The sequence below is a fragment of the Protaetiibacter mangrovi genome, from assembly GCF_024752305.1.
In the GTDB taxonomy this organism is placed as follows: Bacteria; Actinomycetota; Actinomycetes; order Actinomycetales; family Microbacteriaceae; genus Homoserinibacter; species Homoserinibacter mangrovi.
This window is the reverse complement of sequence record NZ_JANTHX010000007.1, coordinates 304,456-328,561: the sequence shown is the minus strand read 5'-3', so window position 1 is coordinate 328,561 and position 24,106 is coordinate 304,456. Positions and strand designations below refer to the sequence as shown.

Annotated in this window: 23 protein-coding genes and 1 tRNA gene; 12 read left to right on the top strand and 12 right to left on the bottom strand. The window is 72.2% G+C overall.

Annotated features, from left to right (window positions below; translation table 11 throughout):
• Positions 1–86: 86 nt before the first annotated feature.
• Both NUH29_RS09220 and NUH29_RS09215 read left to right on the top strand, forming a co-directional pair.
• Entirely contained in the window at positions 87–908 is an 822-nt protein-coding gene (locus NUH29_RS09220; protein ID WP_258798795.1) for a polyphosphate kinase 2 family protein, read from the top strand.
• Between the two features lie 47 nt (positions 909–955).
• The gene (locus NUH29_RS09215) at positions 956–1,405 is read left to right on the top strand and encodes a DUF805 domain-containing protein (protein WP_258798794.1); all 450 of its coding nucleotides are present in this window, start codon (positions 956–958) and stop codon (positions 1,403–1,405) included.
• Between the two features lie 16 nt (positions 1,406–1,421).
• Here NUH29_RS09215 and NUH29_RS09210 read toward each other — a convergent pair whose 3' ends face one another.
• On the bottom strand, positions 1,422–2,672 hold the full coding sequence (locus NUH29_RS09210; protein ID WP_258798793.1) for an isochorismate synthase: 1,251 nt from the start codon (positions 2,670–2,672) through the stop codon (positions 1,422–1,424).
• Between the two features lie 84 nt (positions 2,673–2,756).
• Here NUH29_RS09210 and NUH29_RS09205 point away from each other — a divergent pair, with 84 nt between their 5' ends.
• The 3 genes from NUH29_RS09205 to NUH29_RS09195 are packed head-to-tail and all read left to right on the top strand — an operon-like array spanning position 2,757 to position 5,990.
• Positions 2,757–3,509: a class I SAM-dependent methyltransferase gene (locus tag NUH29_RS09205; RefSeq protein ID WP_258798792.1), complete on the top strand. Its 753-nt coding sequence runs from the start codon at positions 2,757–2,759 to the stop codon at positions 3,507–3,509.
• A gap of 19 nt (positions 3,510–3,528) precedes the next feature.
• Positions 3,529–4,590, top strand: coding sequence for a polyprenyl synthetase family protein (locus NUH29_RS09200; protein ID WP_258798791.1), 1,062 nt, complete (start codon positions 3,529–3,531; stop codon positions 4,588–4,590).
• A gap of 53 nt (positions 4,591–4,643) precedes the next feature.
• Positions 4,644–5,990, top strand: a complete 1,347-nt coding sequence (locus tag NUH29_RS09195) for an FAD-dependent oxidoreductase (protein ID WP_258798789.1) — start codon at positions 4,644–4,646, stop codon at positions 5,988–5,990.
• 40 nt (positions 5,991–6,030) lie between these two features.
• Here NUH29_RS09195 and cls read toward each other — a convergent pair whose 3' ends face one another.
• Positions 6,031–7,503 carry a cardiolipin synthase gene (gene cls, locus NUH29_RS09190; RefSeq protein WP_258798788.1) on the bottom strand — a complete coding sequence of 491 codons (1,473 nt, stop codon included), beginning with the start codon at positions 7,501–7,503 and terminating at the stop codon, positions 6,031–6,033.
• Positions 7,504–7,680: 177 nt separating this feature from the next.
• Here cls and NUH29_RS09185 point away from each other — a divergent pair, with 177 nt between their 5' ends.
• Positions 7,681–8,310: a hypothetical protein gene (locus NUH29_RS09185; protein ID WP_258798787.1), complete on the top strand. Its 630-nt coding sequence runs from the start codon at positions 7,681–7,683 to the stop codon at positions 8,308–8,310.
• A 7-nt stretch (positions 8,311–8,317) separates the two neighbouring features.
• Here the strand turns inward: NUH29_RS09185 and NUH29_RS09180 are convergent, their stop codons facing one another.
• From NUH29_RS09180 to NUH29_RS09160, 5 genes are all read right to left on the bottom strand, one after another.
• On the bottom strand, positions 8,318–10,804 hold the full coding sequence (locus NUH29_RS09180; protein WP_258798786.1) for a CHAT domain-containing protein: 2,487 nt from the start codon (positions 10,802–10,804) through the stop codon (positions 8,318–8,320).
• Positions 10,804–12,381, bottom strand: coding sequence for a S8 family peptidase (locus NUH29_RS09175; protein WP_258798785.1), 1,578 nt, complete (start codon positions 12,379–12,381; stop codon positions 10,804–10,806). The genes NUH29_RS09180 and NUH29_RS09175 overlap by 1 nt, the downstream gene beginning before the upstream one ends.
• 29 nt (positions 12,382–12,410) lie before the next feature.
• Complete coding sequence (locus NUH29_RS09170) at positions 12,411–12,866, bottom strand: hypothetical protein (protein ID WP_258798784.1); 456 nt, start codon at positions 12,864–12,866, stop codon at positions 12,411–12,413.
• A complete protein-coding gene (locus NUH29_RS09165; protein ID WP_258798783.1) occupies positions 12,866–13,477 on the bottom strand; it encodes an RNA polymerase sigma factor in 612 nt (203 codons plus the stop codon). The genes NUH29_RS09170 and NUH29_RS09165 overlap by 1 nt, the downstream gene beginning before the upstream one ends.
• Positions 13,478–13,559: 82 nt before the next feature.
• Positions 13,560–14,048, bottom strand: a complete 489-nt coding sequence (locus NUH29_RS09160) for a YajQ family cyclic di-GMP-binding protein (RefSeq protein ID WP_258798782.1) — start codon at positions 14,046–14,048, stop codon at positions 13,560–13,562.
• A gap of 23 nt (positions 14,049–14,071) precedes the next feature.
• Here NUH29_RS09160 and NUH29_RS09155 point away from each other — a divergent pair, with 23 nt between their 5' ends.
• On the top strand, positions 14,072–14,857 hold the full coding sequence (locus NUH29_RS09155; protein ID WP_258798781.1) for a lytic murein transglycosylase: 786 nt from the start codon (positions 14,072–14,074) through the stop codon (positions 14,855–14,857).
• A 209-nt stretch (positions 14,858–15,066) separates the two neighbouring features.
• On the opposite strand, the gene NUH29_RS09150 is transcribed toward NUH29_RS09155, so the two are convergent.
• Positions 15,067–16,074 (bottom strand): LacI family DNA-binding transcriptional regulator, encoded by a 1,008-nt coding sequence (locus tag NUH29_RS09150; RefSeq protein ID WP_258798780.1) that lies wholly within the window; start codon positions 16,072–16,074, stop codon positions 15,067–15,069.
• A gap of 133 nt (positions 16,075–16,207) precedes the next feature.
• On the opposite strand from NUH29_RS09150, the gene NUH29_RS09145 reads away from it, so the two are divergent.
• Positions 16,208–16,292 (top strand) — tRNA-Tyr (locus NUH29_RS09145).
• Between the two features lie 48 nt (positions 16,293–16,340).
• On the opposite strand, the gene NUH29_RS09140 is transcribed toward NUH29_RS09145, so the two are convergent.
• From NUH29_RS09140 to NUH29_RS09125, 4 genes are all read right to left on the bottom strand, one after another.
• Positions 16,341–16,610 (bottom strand): hypothetical protein, encoded by a 270-nt coding sequence (locus NUH29_RS09140; protein WP_258798779.1) that lies wholly within the window; start codon positions 16,608–16,610, stop codon positions 16,341–16,343.
• A gap of 34 nt (positions 16,611–16,644) precedes the next feature.
• Positions 16,645–17,397: an anti-sigma factor gene (locus NUH29_RS09135; protein WP_258798777.1), complete on the bottom strand. Its 753-nt coding sequence runs from the start codon at positions 17,395–17,397 to the stop codon at positions 16,645–16,647.
• Positions 17,394–17,978, bottom strand: a complete 585-nt coding sequence (gene sigK / locus NUH29_RS09130) for an ECF RNA polymerase sigma factor SigK (protein ID WP_258799253.1) — start codon at positions 17,976–17,978, stop codon at positions 17,394–17,396. Before sigK ends, NUH29_RS09135 begins: the two co-directional genes overlap by 4 nt.
• 161 nt (positions 17,979–18,139) lie before the next feature.
• A complete protein-coding gene (locus NUH29_RS09125) occupies positions 18,140–19,861 on the bottom strand; it encodes a cytochrome c biogenesis protein DipZ (protein WP_258798776.1) in 1,722 nt (573 codons plus the stop codon).
• A 152-nt stretch (positions 19,862–20,013) separates the two neighbouring features.
• On the opposite strand from NUH29_RS09125, the gene NUH29_RS09120 reads away from it, so the two are divergent.
• From NUH29_RS09120 to NUH29_RS09105, 4 genes are all read left to right on the top strand, one after another.
• Positions 20,014–20,664, top strand: a complete 651-nt coding sequence (locus NUH29_RS09120; protein WP_258798775.1) for a fasciclin domain-containing protein — start codon at positions 20,014–20,016, stop codon at positions 20,662–20,664.
• A 111-nt stretch (positions 20,665–20,775) separates the two neighbouring features.
• Positions 20,776–21,669: a formylglycine-generating enzyme family protein gene (locus tag NUH29_RS09115; RefSeq protein ID WP_258799252.1), complete on the top strand. Its 894-nt coding sequence runs from the start codon at positions 20,776–20,778 to the stop codon at positions 21,667–21,669.
• Between the two features lie 92 nt (positions 21,670–21,761).
• Positions 21,762–23,264 (top strand): arylsulfatase, encoded by a 1,503-nt coding sequence (locus tag NUH29_RS09110; RefSeq protein WP_258798773.1) that lies wholly within the window; start codon positions 21,762–21,764, stop codon positions 23,262–23,264.
• A gap of 25 nt (positions 23,265–23,289) precedes the next feature.
• Positions 23,290–24,090 carry an inositol monophosphatase family protein gene (locus tag NUH29_RS09105; RefSeq protein ID WP_258798772.1) on the top strand — a complete coding sequence of 267 codons (801 nt, stop codon included), beginning with the start codon at positions 23,290–23,292 and terminating at the stop codon, positions 24,088–24,090.
• The last annotated feature ends 16 nt before the right edge of the window (positions 24,091–24,106 follow it).

Genomic DNA, 24,106 nt, shown 5'->3' with positions numbered 1-24,106 from the left:
CGCTCGCGACCCGGCACCGGCCGCCGGTTCCTTGATTCGGGATGCCGGCACGGGCCCGCGCCCCGAGCCGGCGCTAACGTGAGCGCATGAGCTTCGCCGAACGGTTGCGCGTGGGGCCGGGCTTCCGCCTGGCGGATGTCGACCCGGATTCCACCCCCGGCTTCGACGGCGATCGGAAGGACGGCGCGGCGGCGCTCGCGGCGGGCGAGCCCGAGCTGGACCGGCTGCAGGAGCTGCTGTTCGCCAACACCGAGCACGATCCGCGGAGCGTCTTGCTCGTGCTGCAGGCGATGGACACGGCAGGCAAGGGCGGCATCCTGCGGCACGTCGTCGGCGCGGTCGACCCGCAGGGCGTGCACATCCACGCCTTCAAGAAGCCGACCCCCGAGGAGCTCGCGCACGACTTCCTCTGGCGGGTCGAGCGCGAACTTCCCGGGCCCGGCCGGATCGGCGTCTTCGATCGATCGCACTACGAGGACGTGCTCATCGGCCGGGTTCGGCAGCTCGCCGATCCCGCCGAGATCGAGCGTCGCTACGGCGCCATCGTCGACTTCGAGGAGCGCGTGGCGGCATCCGGCACCGTCATCGTCAAGTGCATGCTGCACATCTCGTCCGATGAGCAGCGCGACCGTCTCGCCGAGCGGCTCGACAGGCCCGACAAGTACTGGAAGTTCAACCCCGGCGACCTCGCCGAGCGCGCACTGTGGGACGACTACCAGGCCGCCTACCAGCTCGCGATCGAACGCACCGCGACCGAGACGGCGCCCTGGTACGTGATCCCGGCGAACCACAAGTGGTACGCGCGCCTCGCCGTCTCCGAGTTGCTGACGGATGCGCTGCGCTCGCTCCGGCAGGAGTGGCCGCCCGCCGACTTCGACGTCGCGGCCCAACGCGCCGCCCTCGGCTGACCTCGCCACCGGTTCCGTGGTGGCGCGCACGGGTCTACCGTGTGGCCATGACGACATCCTCCGCTGCGTCGCTCGATCTCCCCCTCCCCGGCGCCACCTTCGGCCAGGCCGTCTCACGCTTCTTCCGCAAGTACGCCACCTTCTCGGGACGCGCCAGCCTGTCCGAGTACTGGTGGTGGGCCCTCGCGACGGGCATCGTCTACATCGGCGTGGCGGTCGTGTTCCTGGTGGGCGGCGCGGCGACAGGCGATCTGAGCACCGACGGGTCGATGTTCACGCTCGGCGCGCTCGCCTCGGTCGGCGTGGGGCTGCTGGTCATCTGGTTCGTCGTCACCCTGATCCCGCAGCTCGCGGTCACGGTGCGCCGACTGCATGACGCGAATCTGTCCGGATGGCTGGTGCTGCTGCGACTGGTCCCCTCGGTCGGCGATCTCATCGTGCTGATCCTCACGATCCTGCCGAGCAACCCGGCCGGGGTGCGATTCGACCGGCGCTGACGCCGCGGGCGGGGGTTCAGCCGAAGGCTTCGACGATGGGCCGGAACTTCAGCTTCGTCTCGGCGAGCTCCACATCCGGGTCGGATGCCGCGAGGATGCCGCCGCCGGCATACGCGCGGATGTCGCCCGCCGCGTCGATCTCCGCGGACCGCAGCGACACCGCCCATTTGCCGTCGCCGTGCGCGTCGACCCAGCCGACCGGGCCGCCGTAGCGCCCGCGGTCGAGCTGCTCCAGCTCGCGGATCACCTCCAGCGCCCTCCCCGTCGGGGTGCCGGCGACCGCCGCGGTCGGGTGCAGCGCCGCCGCGAGATCGAGGGCCGACGACCCGTCCGACAGCGTGCCCTCGATGTTGGTCGCGAGATGCCAGAGGTTCGGCAGCTTCAGCGCGAACGGGATCTCGCTCGCCGAGATCCCCGAGCGCGCGTGGGGGCCGAGGGCGTCGAGCACGCTCTGCACGGCGTAGCGGTGCTCGTCGAGGTCCTTGGTGGAGGTCGCGAGCCGGAGGGCGGCCGCGTGGTCGGCATCCGCGTCGGCGCCGCGCGCGATCGACCCGGCGAGCACGCGCGCCGACACCTTGCCGTGGTTCACGCGCACGAGCGTCTCGGGGCTCGAGCCGATGTGGCCGTCGATCGCGAAGGTCCAGGTGTCGGGGTAGCCGAGCGCGAGGTCGACGAGCACGCGCCGCAGGTCGCCGCCCTCGGGCAGGTGCCCGACGAGGTCGCGCGCCAGCACCACCTTGCGCAGCTCGCCGGCACGGATGCGCTCGACGGCGCGGGCGACGAGCTCGCGGAAGCGGTCGGGACCGACGTCGCCCGGCTGCAGCGCCAGACGGAACTCCGCGCCGAGCGCCGTCGCCTCCGGGGTCGGATGCGGCCCGTCCTCGCCGGCGACCGTCACCTCGGTGACCCAGCTCACGCCGTCGCGCCGACCGATGATGGTGCGGGGCACGATGAGCACGCTCTCGAACTCGGATCGCTCGTCGAAGGTGAAGGCGCCGAAGGCCAGCAGACCGCTGCCGGAGCTGCGCACCGGATCGTCCACGGCGGCGGCGGCCGCGACGCGACGCCAGGTCTCGGCGGCGCGCGCGATGCGGTCCGGCCCGCGGAAGGTCAGTCGCAGCGCCTCGCCGAGTCCGGCCACGCCCTCACCCCGGCGCATGAACAGCAGGGGCGACTGCGCGTCGAGCAGCGGGAGCAGCGACGTCACCGGATCGACGACCCGCGTACGCGCGGAGAGCGCAGGCACGGCGCGCTCGGGTTCGGTCACCTCACCAGCCTAGGCTCCCGCGGCGGCGTCCGAGCGGGTCGAACGGCCCAGGCGTGCGGCATACGCGCCTGGCTAGGATGGCCCATGGTGAACAAGGCGGACATGGAGAAGAAGCCGGACGAGGTGTCCGGCATGTTCGACGACGTCGCCCGCGGGTACGACCGCACCAACGACATCCTCTCGCTCGGCAACGCGCCGCTCTGGCGGATCGCCACCGTGCGGGCCATCGCCCCGGAGCCCGGCGAGCGCATCCTCGACATCGCGGCCGGCACCGGCACCTCCTCCGCGTCGATCGCCCGGTCGGGCGCGACGGTCGTCGCCCTCGACTTCTCGCCCGGCATGATCGCCGAGGGGCGTCGCCGGCATCCGAAGCTGGAGTTCGTCGAGGGCGATGCGGCGCGTCTGCCGTTCGGCGACGACGAGTTCGACGCCGTCACCATCAGCTTCGGCCTGCGCAACATCGCCGACCCGATCGCGGCGCTGGGTGAGATGTACCGGGTGCTGAAGCCCGGGGGCCGGCTCGTCGTGTGCGAGTTCTCGCACCCCACCAACCCGCTCATGCAGTTCGGCTACGACGGCTGGATGAAGCTCGGCATGCCGCTCGTCGCGAAGCTCGCCAGCAGCAACCCCGACGCCTACCGCTACCTCATGGAGTCGATCGAGCGCTGGCCCGACCAGCACGCCCTCGCCAAGTGGATCCGCGGCGTCGGCTTCTCGCGCGTCGCCCACCGCAACCTGACCGGGGGCGTCGTCGCCCTGCACCGCGCCCGCAAGCCCGTCGACCCGGCGGTGCGCGCATCCGCCGCCCGCCGCCGCTCCCCGCGCGCGACCGACTGAGCTCCCGAACGGCCACCACGTGACCCCGACACCCTCGATCATCCGCCGCCGCACGCTCGGCGGCGCCCTGGGGCTCGGCGACGCGCTCTTCGCCTCGAGCGAGGAGAAGAGCTTCGCGCGCGCCATCGAGGCGGGCCTCGAGAAGGTCGAGGCGGGCCTCACCACCCAGCTCGCCTTCGCCGACGACATCGCGGATGCCGCGGGCCGCTACCTGCTCGACGCCGGCGGCAAGCGCGTGCGCCCCGTGCTGGCCCTGCTGACGGCGCAGCTGGGCGAGGGAGTGAACGACGACGTCGTCGTCGGCGCACAGGCGGTCGAGATCACCCACGTCGCCTCGCTCTACCACGACGACGTCATGGACGACGCGCAGGTGCGGCGCGGGGTGCCGAGCGCGCAGACCGTCTGGGGCAACTCCGTGGCGATCCTCACGGGCGACCTGCTGTTCGCCCGGGCGTCCAAGCTCATCGCGAGCCTCGGCGACCGCGCGCTCACCATCCAGGCCGACGTCTTCGAGCGCCTGTGCCTCGGCCAGCTGCACGAGACGGTCGGCCCGCGGGCGGGTGACGATCCGATCGAGCACTACCTGAGCGTGCTGGCCGACAAGACCGGCTCGCTCATCTCCTGCGCGGCGGTGATCGGCGTGATCTTCTCGAACGCACCCGAGGAGTACCGGGAGCCGGTCGAGACGTTCGGCGAGAAGGTCGGCGTCGCGTTCCAGCTCGTCGACGACGTGATCGACCTGTCGAGCGAGATCGGGCAGACCGGCAAGGCCGCCGGCACGGATCTGCGCGCCGGCGTGCCCACGCTTCCCCTGCTGTACCTGCGCCGCGAGGCAGAGGGCGACGAGGCGGCCGCGGCGCTGCTGTCGCGCCTCGAGGGGGGCATGGACGCGGATGCCGACCCCGCCGCCTTCGCGGACGCGGTCGCCGAGCTGCGCGCCCATCCGGTGACCGCCGCGACGATCGCCGAGGCGAACCGCTGGGCCGACGACGCCGTCGCCGCGCTCGCGCCGCTGCCCGACGGACCCGTCAAGACCTCGCTGACCCGATTCGCCCAGGCGATCGTCGAGCGCTCCGGCTGATCCGCCGCACGCTCGCACCCCACGCGCCCCGGCGCCAGGAAGGAACCCCCCGCATGAAGCTCCGCCTCGCCATCGTGGGCGCCGGGCCCGCCGGCATCTACGCCGCCGACATCCTGCTCAAGTACGAGCGCGCCTTCGACGTGTCGATCGACCTGTTCGAGCAGCTGCCCGCGCCCTACGGGCTCGTGCGCTACGGCGTGGCCCCCGACCACCCGCGCATCAAGGGCATCATCACGGCCCTGCGCGAGGTGCTCGACCGCGGCGACATCCGCATCTTCGGCAACGTGCTCTACGGTCGCGACATCACCCTCGACGACCTCAAGAAGCACTACCACGCGGTGATCTTCGCGACGGGGTCGGTGCACGACGCAGCCCTCGACATCCCCGGCATCGAGCTGCCCGGCAGCTACGGCGCCGCCGACTTCGTCAGCTGGTACGACGGGCATCCCGACTACCCGCGCACCTGGCCGCTGGAGGCCGAGTCGGTGGCCGTGGTGGGCAACGGCAACGTCGCGCTCGACGTGGCGCGGATCCTGGCGAAGCACCCCGAGGACCTGCTGCCGACCGAGATCCCCGACAACGTCTTCGAGGGGCTGAAGGCCTCGCCCGTCACCGACGTGCACGTGTTCGGGCGCCGCGGGCCGATGCAGGTGAAGTTCACCCCGCTCGAGCTGCGCGAGCTCGGCGAGCTGCGCGACGTCGACATGATCGTCTACGACGAGGACTTCGACTACGACGAGGCCTCGAAGCGGGCCATCGAGTCCAACAAGCAGGTGCTCGTGATCGACAAGGTGCTCGGCCAGTGGCGGCAGCGCGAGGTCGGGCAGGCCTCCCGTCGCCTGCACCTGCACTTCTACGCCAAGCCCCTCGAGGTCGTCGGCGACGAGCACGGCATCACGGCGTTCCGGTACGAGCGCACCGAGCCCGACGGCCAGGGCGGGGTGCGCGGAACGGGCGAGATCCGCGAGGTGCCCGTGCAGGCCGTCTACCGGGCGGTCGGCTACTTCGGGTCGCCGCTGCCCGGCATCCCGTTCGACAAGAAGCACGGCGTGGTGCCGAACCACGAGGGCCAGGTGCTCGACAAGGACAACCGCATCGTGCCGGGCGTCTACGCCACGGGCTGGATCAAGCGCGGTCCGGTGGGCCTGATCGGGCATACCAAGTCGGATGCGATGGAGACCATCTCGCACCTCGTGAAGGATCAGGCGAGCTGGTGGAGCCCCGCCGAGCCGGACGAGGACGCCATCCCGGCGCTGCTCGCCGAGCGGGGTGTCGCCTGGACCGACCTCGACGGATGGCACCGCCTCGACGCCCACGAGATGGCGCTCGGCGAGCCGCACGGTCGCGCCCGCATCAAGGTGGTGCCGCGCGACGAGATGGTGCGCATCAGCAGGGATTAGGTGGTCGAGGAGCGCCGCGAGGCGACGCGTCTCGAGACCCTCACTGCAGGCCGGCGGTCAGGCGCATGAGGTTGTCGACGACGCGCACGCCGCTCGAACGCTTGTCCCACTCCTCGAGGGTGAGCTCGCGGCTGACGGCACGGTAGGAGTCCTCCACCTCGCGCAGCTGCGAGAGGAACGGCTCGCCGTGCACCATGACCGAGATCTCGAGGTCGAGCGTGAACGAGCGCATGTCCATGTTGCTCGAGCCGATGATCGCGACCTCGTCGTCGAACGTCATGTGCTTCGCGTGCAGGATGGTCGGCGCCGGGTAGAGGTAGATCTTCACCCCCGCCTTCAGCAGCGCCTCGTAGTAGCTGCGCTGGGCGTGGTAGACCATGAACTGGTCGCCGATCTCCGAGACGAAGAGCTCCACGTGCAGTCCCGACTGGGCGGCCGTCGTCACGGCGTAGAGCATCGAGTCGTCGGGCACGAAGTACGGGCTGACCAGGATGATGCGCCGCTGCGCGTTGTAGACGAGCGAGTTGAACAGCCGCAGGTTGTTCTCGCCCGGGAACCCCGGACCGCTCGGCACGACCTGGCAGTCGAGGTGGCCGTCGCCCGACAGCCGCACGGGGGCAGCCTCCCGCACGAGCAGCTCGTCGGTCTCCGAGTACCAGTCGGTCACGAAGATCGCGTCGATCCCGGCGACCACCGGGCCCTCGAACCGCACCCAGTAGTCCTTCCAGTGCAGTCCGCGCTTGTGGTTCTTCTTCTTCTGGTACGGCGTCTCGATGACGTTCGCCGAGCCCGTGAACCCGACCTCGCCGTCGACGACGAGGAGCTTGCGGTGGTTGCGCAGGTCGGGGCGCTGGAACCTGCCCTTGAGGGGCTGCAGGGGCAGCATCAGGTGCCACTCGATCCCGGCGTCGGTCAGGAACCTCTTGGTGCGCCGGAACCCCGGATACTGCGCGTTGCCGAGGTGGTCGAGCAGCACCCGCACCTTCACCCCGCGGGCGCGCGCCTCGGCGAGCGCCTCGAAGAAGTCGCGCGTCGAGTCGTCGAGCGACAGGATGTAGAACTCCACGTGCACGACGCGCTTCGCCCGGCGGATCTCCGCGGCCATCGCGTCGAAGGCCTCCTGGTTCTCCTTCCACATGCGCGCGCTGTTGCCGCCGACGAGCGGCATGGCCCCGAGTTCGCGATTGAGCTCGACGAGCGGCTCCAGCCAGGTCGGCCAGGTCGGATCCTTGCGCACCAGGTCGATGCCCTCGGTGGTCTCGAGGATGTACTCGTTGATCTCGTACTGCTTGCGGCGGCGGCTCTTGGGGAGCCGTGCGCTGCCGAACAGCAGGAAGAACAGGATCCCGAGGTAGGGGATGAAGAAGATCGCGAGCAGCCACGCCATCGCGGTCTGGGGGCGGCGGTTGCGCGGCACGATGATGAGCGCCGCCACGCGGACGCCGACGTCGAGCAGGATCAGCGCGAACAGCGTGATGAGTGTGACCCAGGCTGTCAGGCGGTCGGTGTCCACGCGCTCAGTCTGGCCGACCCGTCACGGCCGCGCCAGGTGCCGTGCTCACCCGGGGCGGGTGACGGGATCCGGATGTATCAGGACGCCCCGCACGCACTCCTCTCTCTCAACGCTTCGCCGCCGGGCGACGCGCACACCGACGGAGGAGACCACCATGCCGACGGGAGCACGCCGCCCATGGAGCTGACCCGATCGGGGGCCGCGACCTGCAGCGACCCCCACGCGCTCCACGAGCACGAGGGACCCGCCCCGCGCGGGACCCTCGTGCTCGGAGCCGAGACGGATCGCAGCGCGCGCTGGCTGGTCGCGAGGCTGCGCGCATCCGGTGACCCGTGCGAGCTCGCCGAGCGGATGCCCGACCCCGCGCCGTCGTCGTCGCTCGTGATCGACCGGCTCACGGAGCGCGGCGTCGACCCCCTGCTGGAGGCGTTCGCGGCGGCGCACGTGGGCTTCTCCTGTGCGGAGCCCGACGTCGACGACACCTCGCCGTGCCCGCTGCTCGAGGCGGCGCTGCGAGCGGGCGGCGCCGAGGGGCGCTTCGTGCATCTCGTCGTCGTCGACGGGCGGATCATCGGGCTGCGCCGCATGCAGACCCTGCTCGGCGAGCCGGTTCCCGAGCGGGTGCAGCTCGCGACGGCGCGGTTCGCGTCGGCGATGGGTGCGGAGTGCGGCTTCCTCGGACTCGATCTCGTGGTCGACGCGGTCGGGCGCTGGTGGTTCGGCGGCTCGACGACGCTGCCGATGCTGGAGGTCGCGGGCGACGAACTCATCGCGCTGCTGCGCGACCGGGCGCGCGCCGTGGGCTGAGAGCGCGTCACCACCCCGAGCCGCGGACGAGCATCGGGGTGGCGATGCCGGTCGCGCGGGTGGCGTCGCACAGCGCGTCGGCGACCCCGCTGCCGCGCGCCAGCTCCCGATGCACCGCCGGCAGCAGCACCGCGACGTGCTCGTCGGCGACGGCCGCGGGTGAGGCCAGCACGGAGCGCGCACCCGCGTGCGTCCAGGCGCGCGCCATCCCGAGGGCTTCGAGCCCCCAGCGGGTCGAGGATCGGCCGAGCTCGCATGCCGACATCACGACCACCTCGGGCACCTCGGCGAGCTGGTCGATGTCGAAACCGAACCACGGTCCGTCGGCGAGCTCGAAACCCGAGAACAGCGGATGCTCCGCGGAGTGCCGCCCGTGGGCGGCGATGTGCAGCAGCTCGACCTCGGAGGCCACGCGCGTGACCTCGGGGGAGGTCGCCTCGTGCCGCACCGCCAGGTGGTCGGCATCCGACCAGCAGGCGGCGGCGGCGTCGAGCTCCTGACGTGCCCGCTCGACCCCGGGGCCCGAGGCGAAGCCCACGCGCCGGATGCGGGTGGGCGTCCGGTGCAGATCGAGCCAGCGCCGCGCCGACTCGGCGGCCACGACCGGGCGGCCGACGATGCCCGGCAGCATCGCCCACGGCACGCCCGCGAGCGCCCCCGCGGCCGTGAGCACGAGCCGGGAGGTGCCCGACAGCGACGCGGCCAGGGGGGCGACGAGCAGCCGGTCGAGCGCGGTCAGCCGGGCGGCGAGGGCGGCATCCGTGCTCGCGCGGAGCGCGGCGGGAAGGGTGGTGGCCGCCATGTCGAGGTCGGCGAGCAGCCCCGCGAGCAGACGCTCGAGCGGTTCGGCCTCGCCCAGGTCGACGATGCGCGGTGCGGACGGATCGCGCGGGGTGAGCACGAGCGCCGCGATGCGGTCGCCCACCCACAGGTACGCGGCGAAGGCCGCGTCGTCGTGTTCGAGCGCGTCGAGCAGCTCCTCGAGCAGCACCGGTCGTTCCGGCCGCTCGCCCGCGGTCGCCCGGTCGGCCCAGTGCAGGCGCCGCACCTCGTCGCGGAGCGCCGACTCGCGTGCGGCGCTCGCCGAGGTCGGCGCGGGATCCATCCGCAGCTCGCGCAGCTCGGTGAGCGCGTCGGCGACCCGCGCGTCGGCGTCGGGTCGCAGCGGAACGACGCTGCCGCTGAGGGCGCGGACCCGCTCCGACCAGTCGAGCACCTCCTGCGGGTGCTCGCGCCCGAGCGCGGCGCGCACGCCGGTGGTCGCGAGGGCGCGGCCGTAGCGGGCGGCGCCGCTGTGCAGCTCGAGGCTGCCGAGGCTGGACTGCCAGGTGGTGAGGGTCGCGATCCCCCGCGCGGCGGACGCCAGCACGGTCGCCGCGTCGCCCCGCGCCTCCGCCACGGCGGCGTCGACCTCGTCGGCGCGCACCTGCACGGCGATCGAGGAGGTCGCGGCGGGGCGGACGATCGCGCGCAGCGACGCCGCCTCCTCGGTCCGGCCCTCGGCGACCGCGTCGAGGGCGAGCTCCAGCCGCAGCAGGGCGGCGTCGTCGCGGCGGTGCAGCGCGTCGAGGGCGAGCGCCGTCGAGGTTCCGAGCCTCCGTGCGGCCGAGGTGCCGCGCCGTGCGCGCAGCGCACCCGTGACGACGAGCGCATCCGCGCGCACGGCGCCGCTGTCGTTGCCACGATCGCGGAACCGGCGCGCGGCGCGGCGGGCGACCTCCGCTGCGTGCGCGGGTCGGTCGAGCACCAGGGCGCGGGCGAGCAGCAGCTCCGCCTCGGCCTGGGCCTGCCGCAGGCGGCGCGAGCCGTAGGTGCGGGCCGCCTCGTCGAGCAGCCGCACGGCATCCGCGGTCATCCCCGCGGCCAGCAGCGCCTCGGCGCGGTCGCCGTCGCACACCGCGCGCATCACGGGCGAGAGTTCGCCGAGCACCTGGGCTGCGGCGTCCATGGTGCGGATGGCGCGGGCCAGGTCGCCCCGCAGCATGGCCGCGTAGCCCTCGTTGCTGTGCGCCTTGGCCTCCTCGACGGGCTCCCCGGCGCGGGCGAACGCCGCGGCGGCACGCGCGAAGTCGTCCTCCGCGCCGTCGATCTCCGACCTCTCGAGCCGCACCAGCCCGCGGTTGAGGTGGGCGCGTCCGAGGCTGACGGGCAGCTCGTCGAGACGCTCGATGGCCCAGCCCAGGTCGGCGATCGCGGCGTCGGTGCGCCCCCGCCGCAGCTCGAGCAGGCCGCGCTGGCTCGTGAGCACGGCGCGCGTGGTGTCGCGGATGCCGGCGGTGCCGAGCGCCAGCGCGATCGCCTCGATGCCCGCCTCGGCCGCCCCCTGCTCCGAGTCCAGGTAGGCGAGGGTGCCCGCGACGAGCGCCGCGGTGTCGGGGTCGGGGGTGCGCGCCTGCGCCGCCAGCAGGTCGCGTCGTGCCGCCGCGTGACGGCCCGCGTTGCCCGCGGCCACCGCGCGGGCGTAGAGCTGCGCGGCCGTCAGTCGCGACGCCATCAGGCGGACGGGGGCTGCATCCGGCCGAGCACGGCCGCGACGGCGGCGCGTGCGCGTTCCACCGAGGGCTCGGCGGACACCGACTGCAGCTCGGCGGCGATGAGCCCGGCGACCACCGGGGCGGCGAACGAGGTGCCGCTCCACACCGCGAAGCCCCCGCTGAAGTCGTCGGGGTCGATCGTCTCGCGCGCGACCCCGCCGAGCGGGTCGGACGCCGTGGCCTGCACACCGCCCTCGAAACCGGATGCGCCGCCCGCCGGCAGGGTGCTCAGCACGGCGGCACCGGGCGCGAAGCAGCGCACCCATGGGCCGATGTTGCTGAACAGGGCGACCGTGCCGTTGGGGTTGAGCGCGCCGACGGACACGAGCGGGGCGCCGTCGCCCGGGTCGATCCACGGGGTGCCCCCTGCGGGGGCCGGATTCCACGGTCCGAGGGCGGCGGGGAACATCGGCCTGTCGGTCGAGTCGTTGCCGGCGGAGCACACGACGACGACGCCCGCGCGGCGCAACCGGAGCAGCAGCTCGGCGACGGTGATGTCGAAGGCGTTCTGCTCGGGGGTCTCGTGGTAGAAGCCGAGGGAGAGGTTCAGCACGTCGAGCCGCGCGCCCCCCTCCACCTGCACGACGAGCGCCGTCAGCGTGTCGACCAGGTCCTGCTCCTCCCACAGGCCGTCCGAGCCGGCGACCCGCACGGGGGCGATCCCGGCGTGGGGCGCCGACTGGTGCACGAGGCCGGCGACGAAGGTGCCGTGCCCCGAGCCCTCGTCGAGCATGCCGTCGAGCGGTCCGAGCTGGTCGGGCCGCGCCTCGGGGTCGTTCCCCGCATCCGTGAAACCGGCTGCGGCGAACGCGGTGACCACGACCGGGTCGAGCCACGGGTGGCTCCCGCATCCGGTGTCGACGACCGCCACGACCGCGGATCCGGCGGGCTTCGCCGTGGCATCCGCGGGATCCGGGCCCACGTACGCGACCACCTGCCGTCCGCCGCTGCCGGCGAAGCCGTACTCGATCGAGGGCGTGTCGCCTCCCGCGTAGGGGTTCGTGGAGTGGAACGGGTTGGTGGAGTGGAACGGGTTCGTCGAATGGAACGGGTTGGTCGAGTGGAACGGGTTCGTGGAGTGGAACGGGGCGAGGAAGCCCACGTGCTCGAGGCCCACCCCGGGCAGGCCGATGCCGCGGCTGCGGGCGACCCGCAGCACCTCCCACGCGTCCGGGGTCGGCGCCGTGGAGATCGCCGAGACCAGTCGGAACCGCTCGGTGCCCGGGGTGCCCGAGGCCCACGGGTACCGCGACAGGCGCTCCTTCGTGACCTCCGGGGACTCCTCGAGGCGCGCCGCGCGGCGGGTGCGTCCGCGCTCGGGCTCGAGGGCCCAGCCGAGCTCCGCGACCAGCTCGGCGAGCAGGGCGCGCACCGGGTCGTCGGGCGGCAGCAGCGTCGAGACGAGCAGTCTCGACGGGACGTACCCCGTCGAGAAGGCGGTGTCGTGGTCGTCGCGCGTGACGACGCGCACCACCCCCCGCGGGAGCTCCTGCTCCGCGCGGCGGCGCCAGTCGGGTGCCCCCTTGTCCGTCAGCATCCGTCGTCCTCCTCTTTCCCCCGAGGTCGTCATCGCACCTCGAATTCTCCGGTCACGCTGTAACCCTCCGACCCGTCGGGGCGGATCACGAGCCGGTAGCCGCCGGGTGCCAGCCCGGCGAACTCGAACCGCCCCTCGGGGCTGATGTCGGTCGCCGCGACCTCGTGCCCTGCGGTCTCGAGCGACGCCCGACCGGACCGCGGCGGAGCGAGCCAGCCGTCGATGCGGTGGGTTCCGGCGTCGGACTCGATCCGCAGCAGCAGGGTGACCGGATCGACGCCGAACTCGAGCACCCGCGGTGCGCCGCCGCGGGCGCCCGCGAGGGTGCGCTCGTCCGAGACGAGCAGCAGTTCGCGGTACTCCTCGGCGAGGCGGCGGGTCCCGAGGGCCACGAGCACGTCGTCGACCAGCCCGGGGGGCATCGGGTCGCGTTCCTGCCACAGCTCGCGGAGGGCTCCGAACAGCTCCTGGTCGTCGCGGGACATCATCGGGCCTCCCCGGTGGTCAGCAGCTCGCGCAGCTTGTCGAGACAGCGGCCGCGGGTCGGGCCGATGCTGCCGATGGGCATCTGGAGCTCGGTCGACAGCTGCACGTAGTCGGGGCGGTCCGAGAACGCGATCACCCGCAGCAGCCGGCGGCAGCGCTCCGACAGCGACTCGACGGCGCGCCACAGCCGATCGCCCTCGACGTTGCGCTCGGCCGCCGACTCGGCCGACTCGACGGAGTCGCCGAGGCGTTCGAGCGCCTCGTCGTCGGTCGGCGACTGGCGCCCCGTCGCCTTCACGACCCGCCAGGATTCGCGCCGGGCGGTCGTGCTCAGCCAGGCGAGCACCGTGCGCGCGTCGTGCACGCCCTCGCCGGTGCGCACGAGCGCCAGCCAGGTCGTCTGGATGACGTCCTCCGCCTCGTCACGCCCCAGCCCGTAGGCGCGCACCACGTGCCAGAGCGCGGGGGTGACGAGGCGCACGAGCCCGTCCATCGCATCCGCGCGCCCGCCGCGCCAGGCGTCGAAGAGCTCCGCCGCTCGCGCCCAGAGGGGAGCGGCCTCTCCGCGATCGGGGGGGCCGGAGTCGCGAACGGTCTCGCCGTCGCTCATGGATTGAATCTTCACCGCTCATGAAGAGCGCTCACAAGCCCCCGTTGATACATCCCGCGGCTGGGAGGGCGTGCCGGGCGGGTCAGCGCATGTTCACGAACTGCAGGGCGACGTCGAGGTCCTTGCCCTTCAGGAGGGCGATGACCGCCTGCAGGTCGTCGCGGCTCTTCGACTGCACCCGCAGCTCGTCGCCCTGGATCTGCGACTTGATCGACTTGGGCCCCTCGTCGCGGATGATCTTGGAGATCTTCTTGGCGTCCTCCGACGAGATGCCCTCCTTCATCCGCGCCTCGATGCGGTACTCCTTGCCGGAGGCGAACGGGTCGCCGGCGTCGAGGGAGCGCAGCGAGATGCCGCGCTTGATGAGCTTCTGCTCGAACACGTCGAGCACCGCCTTCACGCGGTCCTCGGAGTTGGCCTTCATGAGGATCTTCTCGCCCGAGAACTCGATCGAGGCGCCGACGTTCTTGAAGTCGTAGCGCTGCGCGATCTCCTTCTGCGCCTGGCTCAGAGCGTTCTGGGTCTCCATCGTGTCGACCTTGCTGACGATGTCGAATGAGGAATCTGCCATGCGGCCATGCTAGGACTTGGGGCGTGCGCGCCCGACTCCCGATCATCGGCGCGGTCGTGGCGGCGATCGCGGCGCTCGTGCTGCTCGTGGGCGCGATCGTGTGGTTCCTGGCGCCGCGGGTCGGGCTGGAGCTGCCGGGTGCGACGGAGGAGCCGCTGCCGAGCTGGGCGCCGCCCGCCGAGCCGCCGGTCGCGGCGGCGACCCCGACCGGGCCGGGCATCGGAGGACTCGTCGACCCGGACTGGCTCGATCGCACGGCGCGGGCCACCGGCATCCCGGAGCGCGCCCTCGCCGCCTACGCGGGCGCGGCCATCGTGAAGGCGCAGACGCTGCCCGAGTGCGCGCTCAGCTGGGCGACGCTCGCCGGGATCGGGGCGACCGAGTCGGATCACGGGCGCCACGGCGGGTCGACGCTCGACCAGTACGGCACCGCGACGCCCGGCATCTTCGGGGTCGCGCTGGACGGCGACGGGGTGGCGCTCATCCCCGACAGCGACGGCGGCGCGATCGACGGCGACGCCGAGGCGGATCGGGCCGTCGGCCCGATGCAGCTGATCCCGGAGGCGTGGCGCAACTGGCACGTCGACGGGGGAGGCGACGGCGTCGAGGACCCGCAGAACATCGACGACGCCGTGCTCGCCGCCGCCAACTACCTGTGCCGGGCGAGCACCGCCTACGACACCGAGGACGGATGGCGGGCCGGCATCCGCTCGTACAACGCCCCCGAGGTCTACCTCGGCACGGTCGCGAGCTTCGCCATCCGCTACGCCGACGCGGCGTCTGCCGCGTCCTCCTCGCCGACCCCCTGACTGCCGTGGTGCGCTGGTTCTCCCCAATCAAGGAGTCGAGCAACCCGAATCAAGGACTGGATGTGACGGGTGAGGCGGATGCGGCGGATGTGGCGTCATCCGGGGAGCGTCTCCTTGAGATGGGTTGCTCGACTCCTTGATTTGGGATGATCCGGACCGCATCCGGAACGAGGGGCAGGCGCAGGCGTCGAGGCGGATGCGGCGGCGGCTCAGCGGCGAGCGGTCGAGGAGCGCACCACCAGCTCGTACGGCAGGTCGATGTTGAGCTCCTCGGCCTCACGGTGGCCCGGGTGCAACTCGTCCATCAGCAACTCGACCGCCATGCGCCCCTGCATGTCGGGGAACTGCGCGATCGTGGTGAGCCCGAAGAACTCCGAGAGCTCGTGGTCGTCGATGCCGATGATCGACACGTCGCTCGGCACGTGCATGCCGAGGTCCTTGGCGGCGAGGATCGCGCCGAACGCCATCTCGTCGGATGCGGCGAAGATCGCCGTCGGACGCCCTGCCGGGTTGCCGAGCAGCTGCTTCGCGGCGCGGTATCCGGACTCCATGGTGAAGTCGGCGGCGTGGAAGTGCCGGTCTTCGGGCTGGAGTCCCGCGGCGCGCATGGCCAGCTCGTAGCCGTGGCGGCGGTTGGTGGGCAAGTGGAAGTCCATCTCGAGCGCGTCGCCGCCGATGTGGGCGATCTCGGTGTGCCCGAGCGCGAGCAGGTGCTCGGTGGCGAGCCTGCCGAGCTCGACGTCGTCGAGGCTCAGCGTGCGCACTCCGGGCAGCGGGCCGCCGACGCCGACGATCGGCTTGTCGAGGTCGATGAGGCGCTTCACCTCGTCGGCGGTGAGCTCGAGCGACACCGCGATCACCGCGTCGACGCGTTTGCGCAGCAGGAAGTGCTCGAACACGAGCCGCCGCTCCTCGTCGCTGCCGCCGAGGTTGTAGAGCGTGAGGTCGTAGCCCTGCTCGAGCAGCGCCGACTCGGCGCCCTCGATGACGGCGCCGTAGAACCATCGGTTGAGGAACGGGATCACGACGCCGACGTTGCGGGTGCGTCCGGTGGCGAGGCCCGAGGCGCTCGACGAGACCACGTAGCCGAGGTCGGTCGCGGCGGCCTGCACCCGCGCGCGGGTGGCGGGGGAGACGGATCCGCGCCCCGAGAGCGCCCGCGACACGGTCGCCGCGGAGACGCCCGCCTGCTGGGCGACCTCGTGGATGCCGGGCACGCGTCCTCCTGCGCTGGTGGGTGGGGTGCTCGCATCCTATCGGCGGGGGCGCCCGTGGTCTCGGCCACCCCCGCGACCTTGTATCCTTGATGGGCGCGAGCGGTTGGTGAACACACGAGTCGTGAGCGCACCTGGCGAGTTACCCAAGTGGCCAAAGGGATCTGACTGTAAATCAGCCGTCTACGACTTCGGGGGTTCGAATCCCTCACTCGCCACCAACGTGACAGGCCCCGCTTCGGCGGGGTCTTTCACATTTCCGGCCCGCGTCACCAGATGGTGCCGCCGCCGACGGAGATGCCCGCCCAGGTGAGGGCGATGAAGATCGCCGCGATCACGACGGGCGCGATGCCGACGCCGCCGCGGGCGAGACCCTTGAACAGCCCGATCACGGTGAAGATCGCCGCGATGACGGAGAGCGCACCGCCGAGGATCAGGCCGATGAACAGCGGGATCGGCATCAGCAGGAGGCCGGCGAGCGCGATCCAGAAGCCGGCCCAGGCGGCAGGGTTCTTGGGGCGAGGTGCGGAGTCGGTCATGGTGTCGATTGTCCCAGACGGTCCCCGCGGTCGCTCAGGCGGTCGCCACCACGAGGATCGGGTCGGTGGTCGGCTGCTCCGACCCGCCCGCGGGCTCCACGGTGATGCCGACGCTCGCGCCGGGGGTCATCGCCCCGGCGAGCTCCACATCCGCCGTGCCGTCGTGGGTGGTGAAGGTGCCGGCGGGGCGAGCGCCTGCGTCGTCGATGTACCACAGCTCGTAGACCCGGTCGTCGGCGAGTGCCGGCAGCTCGTCGGCGACCACGGCTGCGGAGGCGAGCGACACCGACCAGACGACGGTCGCGCTGCCGCCGCCCGTCACCGGGGCGGTGGCGCTGCGGGCGTCGGATGCGGCGAGGATCTGCTCGGATGCCGTGGGCGCCTGGGTGGTGCCCACCCCGGTCAGCACGTAGGCGGTCGCCCCGCCGGCGAGCCCGACGACGACGGCCGCGGCCGCGACGATCGCGAGGGGTCGCCGGTACCACGGGCGCAGCGGCACGACGGGCGCGACGGCGGGCTCGGGCGGGGCGCCCGCGCCCGCATCCGCGCCATCGTGCTGCGGCAGCCGGGTGATCGCATCCAGCACGGATGCGCGCATCGCGGCGGGCGGCTCGACGGGCGCGACGGCCATGCCGAGCCGCGCGGCGGTCTCGACGAAGCCCTGCGCCTCGGCGGCGAGCTCGGGGTCGGCGGCCAGCTCGGCCTCGAAGCGTGCCCGCTCCTCGGCCGGCATCGCCCCGGCCGCGTATGCGGCGGCTCGGGCGGTGGCGTCCTCGCGGTCGCTCATCGGTCCACCCCCAGGTCGTCACGGAGTCGGATCATCCCGTCGCGCAACCGTGTCTTCACGGTGCCGAGCGGGACTCCCAGCATCCTGGCCATCTCATTGTGCGTGTACCCGCCGTAGTAGGCCAGGATCACCGCCTCGCGCTGCAGCTCGGTGAGCCGCGCCATCGAGCGCAGCACCCGCTCGTGCTCGATACGGATCTCGACCGTCTCGGCGACGTCGTCGTAGTCGGGCTCGAGGTCGCGCGCCCCGATCCGCAGGTCGCGGTCGTGGGAGGCCTGCGAGGCCCGCACGCGGTCCACCGCCCGCCGGTGCGCGATCGTGAGGCACCAGGAGACCGCGCCACCGCGATCGGCGCGGAACGAGGGGGCGTTCTGCCAGATCTCGAGCAGCACCTCCTGCGCCACCTCCTCCGACTGCGCCGGGTCGCGCAGCAGGCGCTTCACGAGGCCGAGGATCCGCGGGGCCATCAGGTCGTACAGCTCGGCGAACGCGGCCCGATCCCCGTCGGCGGTGCGCGCGAGCAGCTGGTCCGGGTTGGGAAGTCCCCGGCCGACACCCTGCGCATCCATCGCGTTCAGCATGTCATCCCTTCCGGCCCCGCGGGCGTCGGACACCTGACGCGAGCCCTGGGCGGGGAACGCGATCACAGCCGACATGGGTTCCGCTCCTTCGGGTAGGTCTACGGTTCCTGCAGTGATTCGGAGCCCTCGACCCGCCGGATGGGTATCGAGGCGATGGGTGCTCATCCGAAGGTGAACGAGTAGACCGTCACGCCCGCGGGCACGGTGACGGTGATCTCGCCGGTCGTCGACCCGTCGACCCGCACCACCCGGTACGAATCGGGGGCGCCGGAGACCCGGATGCGGTCGTCGGCGACGTGGTCGCCGGAGACCTCGAGGGTCCCGTCGCCGCCCGCCACGATCCGCACCTCCTGCCCGGCGGTGTAGGAGAGACGGATGCGGGCCTCGCCGTCGGCGGGCGTGGCGCCCTGGAAGTCGAGCGTCCAGGATCCGTCGAGGGCGAAGGTGTCGCGCGCGAACTCGGCGGGGAACCGGTAGTCGTGGGTGCCGGATGCGTAATCCTCGTCGCCGCCGAAGTTCACCTGCTTGCCGAGGCCCAGGTAGCTCTCCGGGGTGGTGGAACCGGCGTCGGGGGTGTCGTCGGCGACGTCGGTCGGCGAGGGCAGCACCACATCCGGGTTCGCATCCTGCAACAGCTCGCGGATCAGCTTCTCGGTGGTGTCGTAGCCGCCCTCGCCGAAGTGGATGTGGCGCACCGTGCCGTCGGCGTCGATCAGGTAGCTCGCGGGCCAGTAGCGGTTGCGGTAGTTCGTCCAGGTCGAGAGCGAGTTGTCGAGCGCCACCGGGTAGTCGATGCCGAAGCGCTGCACGCCCTGTTCGACGTTGCGCTGCTCCTTCTCGAACGCGTACTCGGGGGAGTGGATGCCGACCACCCGCAGCCCGGCATCCCGATACGCGGCGTCCCACGCGGTCACGTGCGGCAGCGAGCGCTGGCAGTTGATGCACGAGTACGCCCAGAAGTCGACGAGCACCACGTCGCCGCGCAGCTCCGCGAGGTCGACCGGCTCACCGCCCGGCGTGTTGAGCCACGCGGTGATGCCCTGGATGTCGGGTGCGGTGCCGCAGCTCTCGAGCTCGGTCGCGCCGGCCGTGCAGTTGTCGAGCTCCTTGTTCTGGTCGTTCACGAGGCCGCCGAGCTGCAACGCCTCCCCGACCTGATCGGACTCCGCGAGCCCCGTCTGCAGCTCGCTCGTGTAATCGGGCAGCAGCCGCTGCAGGGCCGCCGGCAGGTCGAAGACCAGACCCACGGCGAGGGCGATCATGACCACGCCGCCGGCGATGCGGATGCCGCGCTGCCGGGTGCGGAACGCCTTGATCCGCTCGGTGACCGAGCGGCCGGCGAGGGCGAACACGAGCAGCGGGATCGCCGCGCCGATCGCGAACGACACCGTGAGCACGATCGTGCCGACCCCGATCCGCCCCGTCGACCCCGCCACCGTGATCGCCGCGAGCACCGGCCCCGCGCACGGCACGTAGACCGCCCCGAGCGCGAAGCCGAGGGCGAAGCCGCCGCGCTCCACCCCGACGGCCTTCTGCGGGATCAGCGAGAACGGCTTCTCCAGCAGATGCTGGAACGCCGGCACGATCAGCCCGATGCCGATGAGCACGAGCACCACGATGCCCGCCCAGCGCAGCACGTCCTGGGGCAGGCCGAGCAGCGACAGCAGCGCCGAGCCCACGAGCGTGACGAGGCTGAAGCTCAGCACCAGCCCGAGGATCACGAGGTACGGCCGCCACCTCGACACCTGCGGCCCGTCGCCGTCGCGGCGGGCGCTCTGCGCGCCTCCCGACAGGAAGATGACGGGCAGCACGGGGAGGATGCACGGCGAGATCCCGGTGATGAGACCGCCGAGCAGTCCGATGAGCACGAGCGTGAGGTCCATGCCGGGCATTCGGAGCGGACGGCCGGATCGTTCGGTTCCGGATCCGATCGCATCCGCACCCAACCGATCGGGGCGGGGCTCCGAACCCCTGTCACGAGCCGCACCGCGCGGCACCGGAGGCGCACACCTCCGAGGACGAAGGGATTCCTCCCATGCGCACCACCTCTCGCACCACGTTCGCAGCGATCTCGTTGGCGGCCGTCGCCGCCTTCGGGCTCGCCGGCTGTTCCATGGCCGCCCCCGAGCCGTCCGAGCCGCCCGCCATGGAGCAGCCCGAGACGACGCCCGCCACCGACCCGGCGTTCGACGACCTGGTCGGCCCCGGATGCCAGGCCTACGCCGACTCCGTGCCCGACGGAGGCGGGTCGATCGTCGGCATGTCGCAGGATCCGGTCGCCGTCGCGGCCTCGAACAACCCGCTGCTGACCACGCTGGTCGCCGCGGTCTCGGGTCAGCTGAACCCCGACGTGAACCTCGTCGACACGCTCAACGGCGGTGAGTTCACGGTGTTCGCGCCGGTCGACGACGCCTTCGCCGCGCTCGACCCGGCCACGGTCGAGTCGCTCAAGCAGCCCGAGAACGCGGCGCTGCTGACCTCGATCCTGACCTACCACGTGGTGTCCGGTCAGCTCCTGCCGTCCGACGTGGTCGGCATGCAGACGACCGTCCAGGGTGCCACGGTCGACGTGACCGGCAGCGGCGACGACCTCATGGTCAACGGCGCCAAGGTCATCTGCGGCGGTGTGCACACGGCCAACGCGACCGTGTACCTGATCGACTCGGTGCTGATGCCGCCGGCCTGATCGATCACCGCAGAGGGGCCGGCTCGTGGGGGGCCGGCCCCTTCGCATGTCCGGCGACCCGCCGCCGCCCGGCGATAGTGTCGAGCCGTGAGCGTCTCCCCCGACCGCGACATGGTGTCGATCCCCGCGGGCACCCTGCGGATGGGGTCCGACGACTTCTACCCCGACGAGCGGCCCGTGCACGAGCGCGAGGTGGCGGCGTTCCTCATCGACCGCTACGAGGTCACCAACGTCGACTACGCGGCCTTCGTGGAGGCGACCGGCTACGTCACGGTCGCGGAGCGCCCCCTCGACGCGGCCGAGTTCCCGCAGCTGAGCGACGAGGAGCGCCTGCCCGGCTCGATGGTCTTCACGCCCACCGACGGCCCCGTCGACCTGCGCAACTGGCGCAGCTGGTGGCGCTGGCAGCCGGGTGCCTTCTGGCGCGCACCGCACGGTCCCGGCTCGTCGATCGAGGACCGACTCGACCGACCGGTCGTGCACGTCGCGTTCCCGGATGCGCTGGCCTACGCCGCGTGGGCGGGAGGCCGGCTGCCCACCGAGGCCGAGCACGAGTACGCCACCCGCGGGGGGATCGTGGGGGCTCGGTTCGCGTGGGGCGACGACATGCATCCGGACGGCGTGCCGCAGGCCAACAGCTGGCTCGGGCACTTCCCCTACGACAACCAGGGATGGGGCGACGCGGCCCCCGTCGGCTCGTATCCGCCGAACGGCTTCGGGCTCTACGACATGACCGGCAACGTGTGGGAGTGGACCTCGGACTTCTACACGCCCCGGCACCTGCGCCTCTCCGACACCCCCGTCGACGCGGGGAAGCGGCAGAACCTGCTCGCCACGGCGAGCGCCGAGCCCGGCTTCGCGACGCCGCGGCGGGTGCTCAAGGGCGGCTCGCACCTGTGCTCGCCGGAGTACTGCCTGCGCTTCCGGCCGGCGGCGCGCTCGCCGCAGGCCGAGGACACCGGCATGAGCCACATCGGCTTCCGGCTGGTGCGCGACGCGGGGTGAGGTTCGCCCGATCCGGGTGAGTCGGCCGCGAGCCGCGGCGGCTTGACTCGTGCCGAGGGCGCCATCCCCGCGCCGCGACGACGGGAGTCACCATGTCCGACAGGCCGAACATCCTCATCATCTGGGGCGACGACATCGGCATCTCGAACCTCAGCACCTACTCGGACGGCCTGATGGGGTACCGCACCCCCAACATCGACCGCATCGCCGACGAGGGTGCGAAGTTCACCGACTACTACGGCGAGCAGAGCTGCACCGCCGGCCGTGCCGCCTTCATCACCGGCCAGAACCCGTACCGCACCGGACTCACCAAGGTCGGCCTGCCGGGGGCGGATGTCGGACTCCGCGCGGGCGACCCGACGATCGCCACCGCGCTCAAGCAGCAGGGCTACGCGACCGGCCAGTTCGGCAAGAACCACCTCGGCGACCGCGACGAGTTCCTGCCCACCGCGCACGGCTTCGACGAGTTCTTCGGCAACCTCTACCACCTGAACGCCGAGGAGGAGCCGGAGCTGCCGGACTACCCGACCGAGGCCGACTTCCCGAACTTCAAGAAGCGCTTCGGCCCGCGGGGCGTCATCCACTCCTGGGCGAACGAGGACGGCACCCAGCGCATCGAGGACACCGGGCCGCTCACGAAGAAGCGCATGGAGACCTGCGACGAGGAGTTCCGGGATGCGGCGGTCGATTTCATGCGCCGCCAGACCGAGGCCGACACGCCCTTCTTCGTGTGGGTGAACACGACCCACATGCACTTCCGCACCCACACCCGCGAGGAGGACCTCGGGCGGGCGGGGCGCTGGCAGTCGCCGTACCACGACGCGATGGTCTACCACGACGAGATCGTGGGCGACATCCTGAACGAGCTCGACGCGCTCGGCATCGCCGACGACACGATCGTCATGTACTCGACCGACAACGGCCCGCACATGAACTCGTGGCCGGATGCGGGGATGACGCCGTTCCGCAACGAGAAGAACTCCAACTGGGAGGGCGCCTACCGGGTGCCGGCGATGGTGCGCTGGCCGGGGCACATCCCGGCGGGTACGACGCTCAACGGCATCGTCAGCCACAACGACTGGTTCGTGACGCTGCTCGCGGCGGTCGGCGAGCCGGACATCGCCGCGAAGCTCGCGGCGGGCACCGAGCTCGCCGGCACCGAGTACAAGGTGCACCTCGACGGGCACAACCAGCTCGACTACATCACGGGTGCGGCCGAGGAGAGCCCGCGGCAGCACTTCTTCTACTGCTCCGACGACGGCGACCTGACGGCGCTGCGCTACGACAACTGGAAGTTCGTGTTCCTCGAGCAGCGGGCCGCGGGCACCCTGCGGATCTGGCAGGAGCCGTACGTGGAGCTGCGGTTCCCGAAGCTCTTCAACCTGCGCACCGACCCGTACGAGAAGTCGGACATCACCTCGAACACGTACTGGGACTGGGTGCTCGACCACATCTTCCTGTTCGTGCCGGCGCAGATGTACGTGGCCGAGATGATCCAGTCGCTCGCCGAGTTCCCGCAGCGGCAGGCGCCGGCCTCGTTCAACCTCGACAAGGTGATGGCGAAGCTGCAGGACGCGACCGCCGGGGCGTCGTAGCGGCGGGGCGTGGGAGGCTTGGGGGGTGACCTCCGAGCTGCTCGACCTCGCCCGCACGATCGCCGTCGAGGCGGGTGGGCTCGCCGCCCGGCGTCGCGCCGAGGGCGTCGAGGTCGCCGCGACCAAGTCGAGCATCGTCGACGTGGTCACGGCTGCCGACCGCGAGGTCGAGGAGTTCATCCGCGCCCGCATCGCCGCCGCGCGCCCGCAGGACGGCATCCTGGGCGAGGAGGGCGGCGCCACCGGCGGCACGAGCGGGGTGACCTGGGTCGTCGACCCGATCGACGGCACCGTCAACTACCTCTACGGCATCCCGCACTACGCGGTCTCGATCGCTGTGGTCGAGGGTGACCCCGAGCCGCTCACGTGGACGGCGCTCGCGGGTGCCGTCGTGAACCCGGCGATCGGCGAGGTGTTCACCGCCGCGCGAGGTGTGGGCGCGTTCCTGGGCGACCAGCGCATCCGGATCGCGGATGCCGTGCCGCTCGAGCAGGCGCTCATCGCCACCGGCTTCGCGTACGACGCGGCGATGCGCGGCCGGCAGGGCGAGGTGGTCGCGAAGCTGCTGCCGAGCGTGCGCGACATCCGGCGCCAGGGCACCGCGTCGCTCGACCTGGCATCCGTTGCGAACGGTCGGCTGAACGCGTACTTCGAGCGCACCCTCAACCCCTGGGACCACGGCGCGGGAGCCCTCATCGCCGAGGAGGCGGGGGCGCTCGTGAAGGGTCTCGGTGCTGTGGGGCGCCCGAGTCGCGAGTTCCTCATCGCCGGGCATCCGGATGTCGTGGGGCCTCTCGAGGAGCTGCTCGTCGAGCTCGGGGTGTGATCTCGGGGGCGGTTCG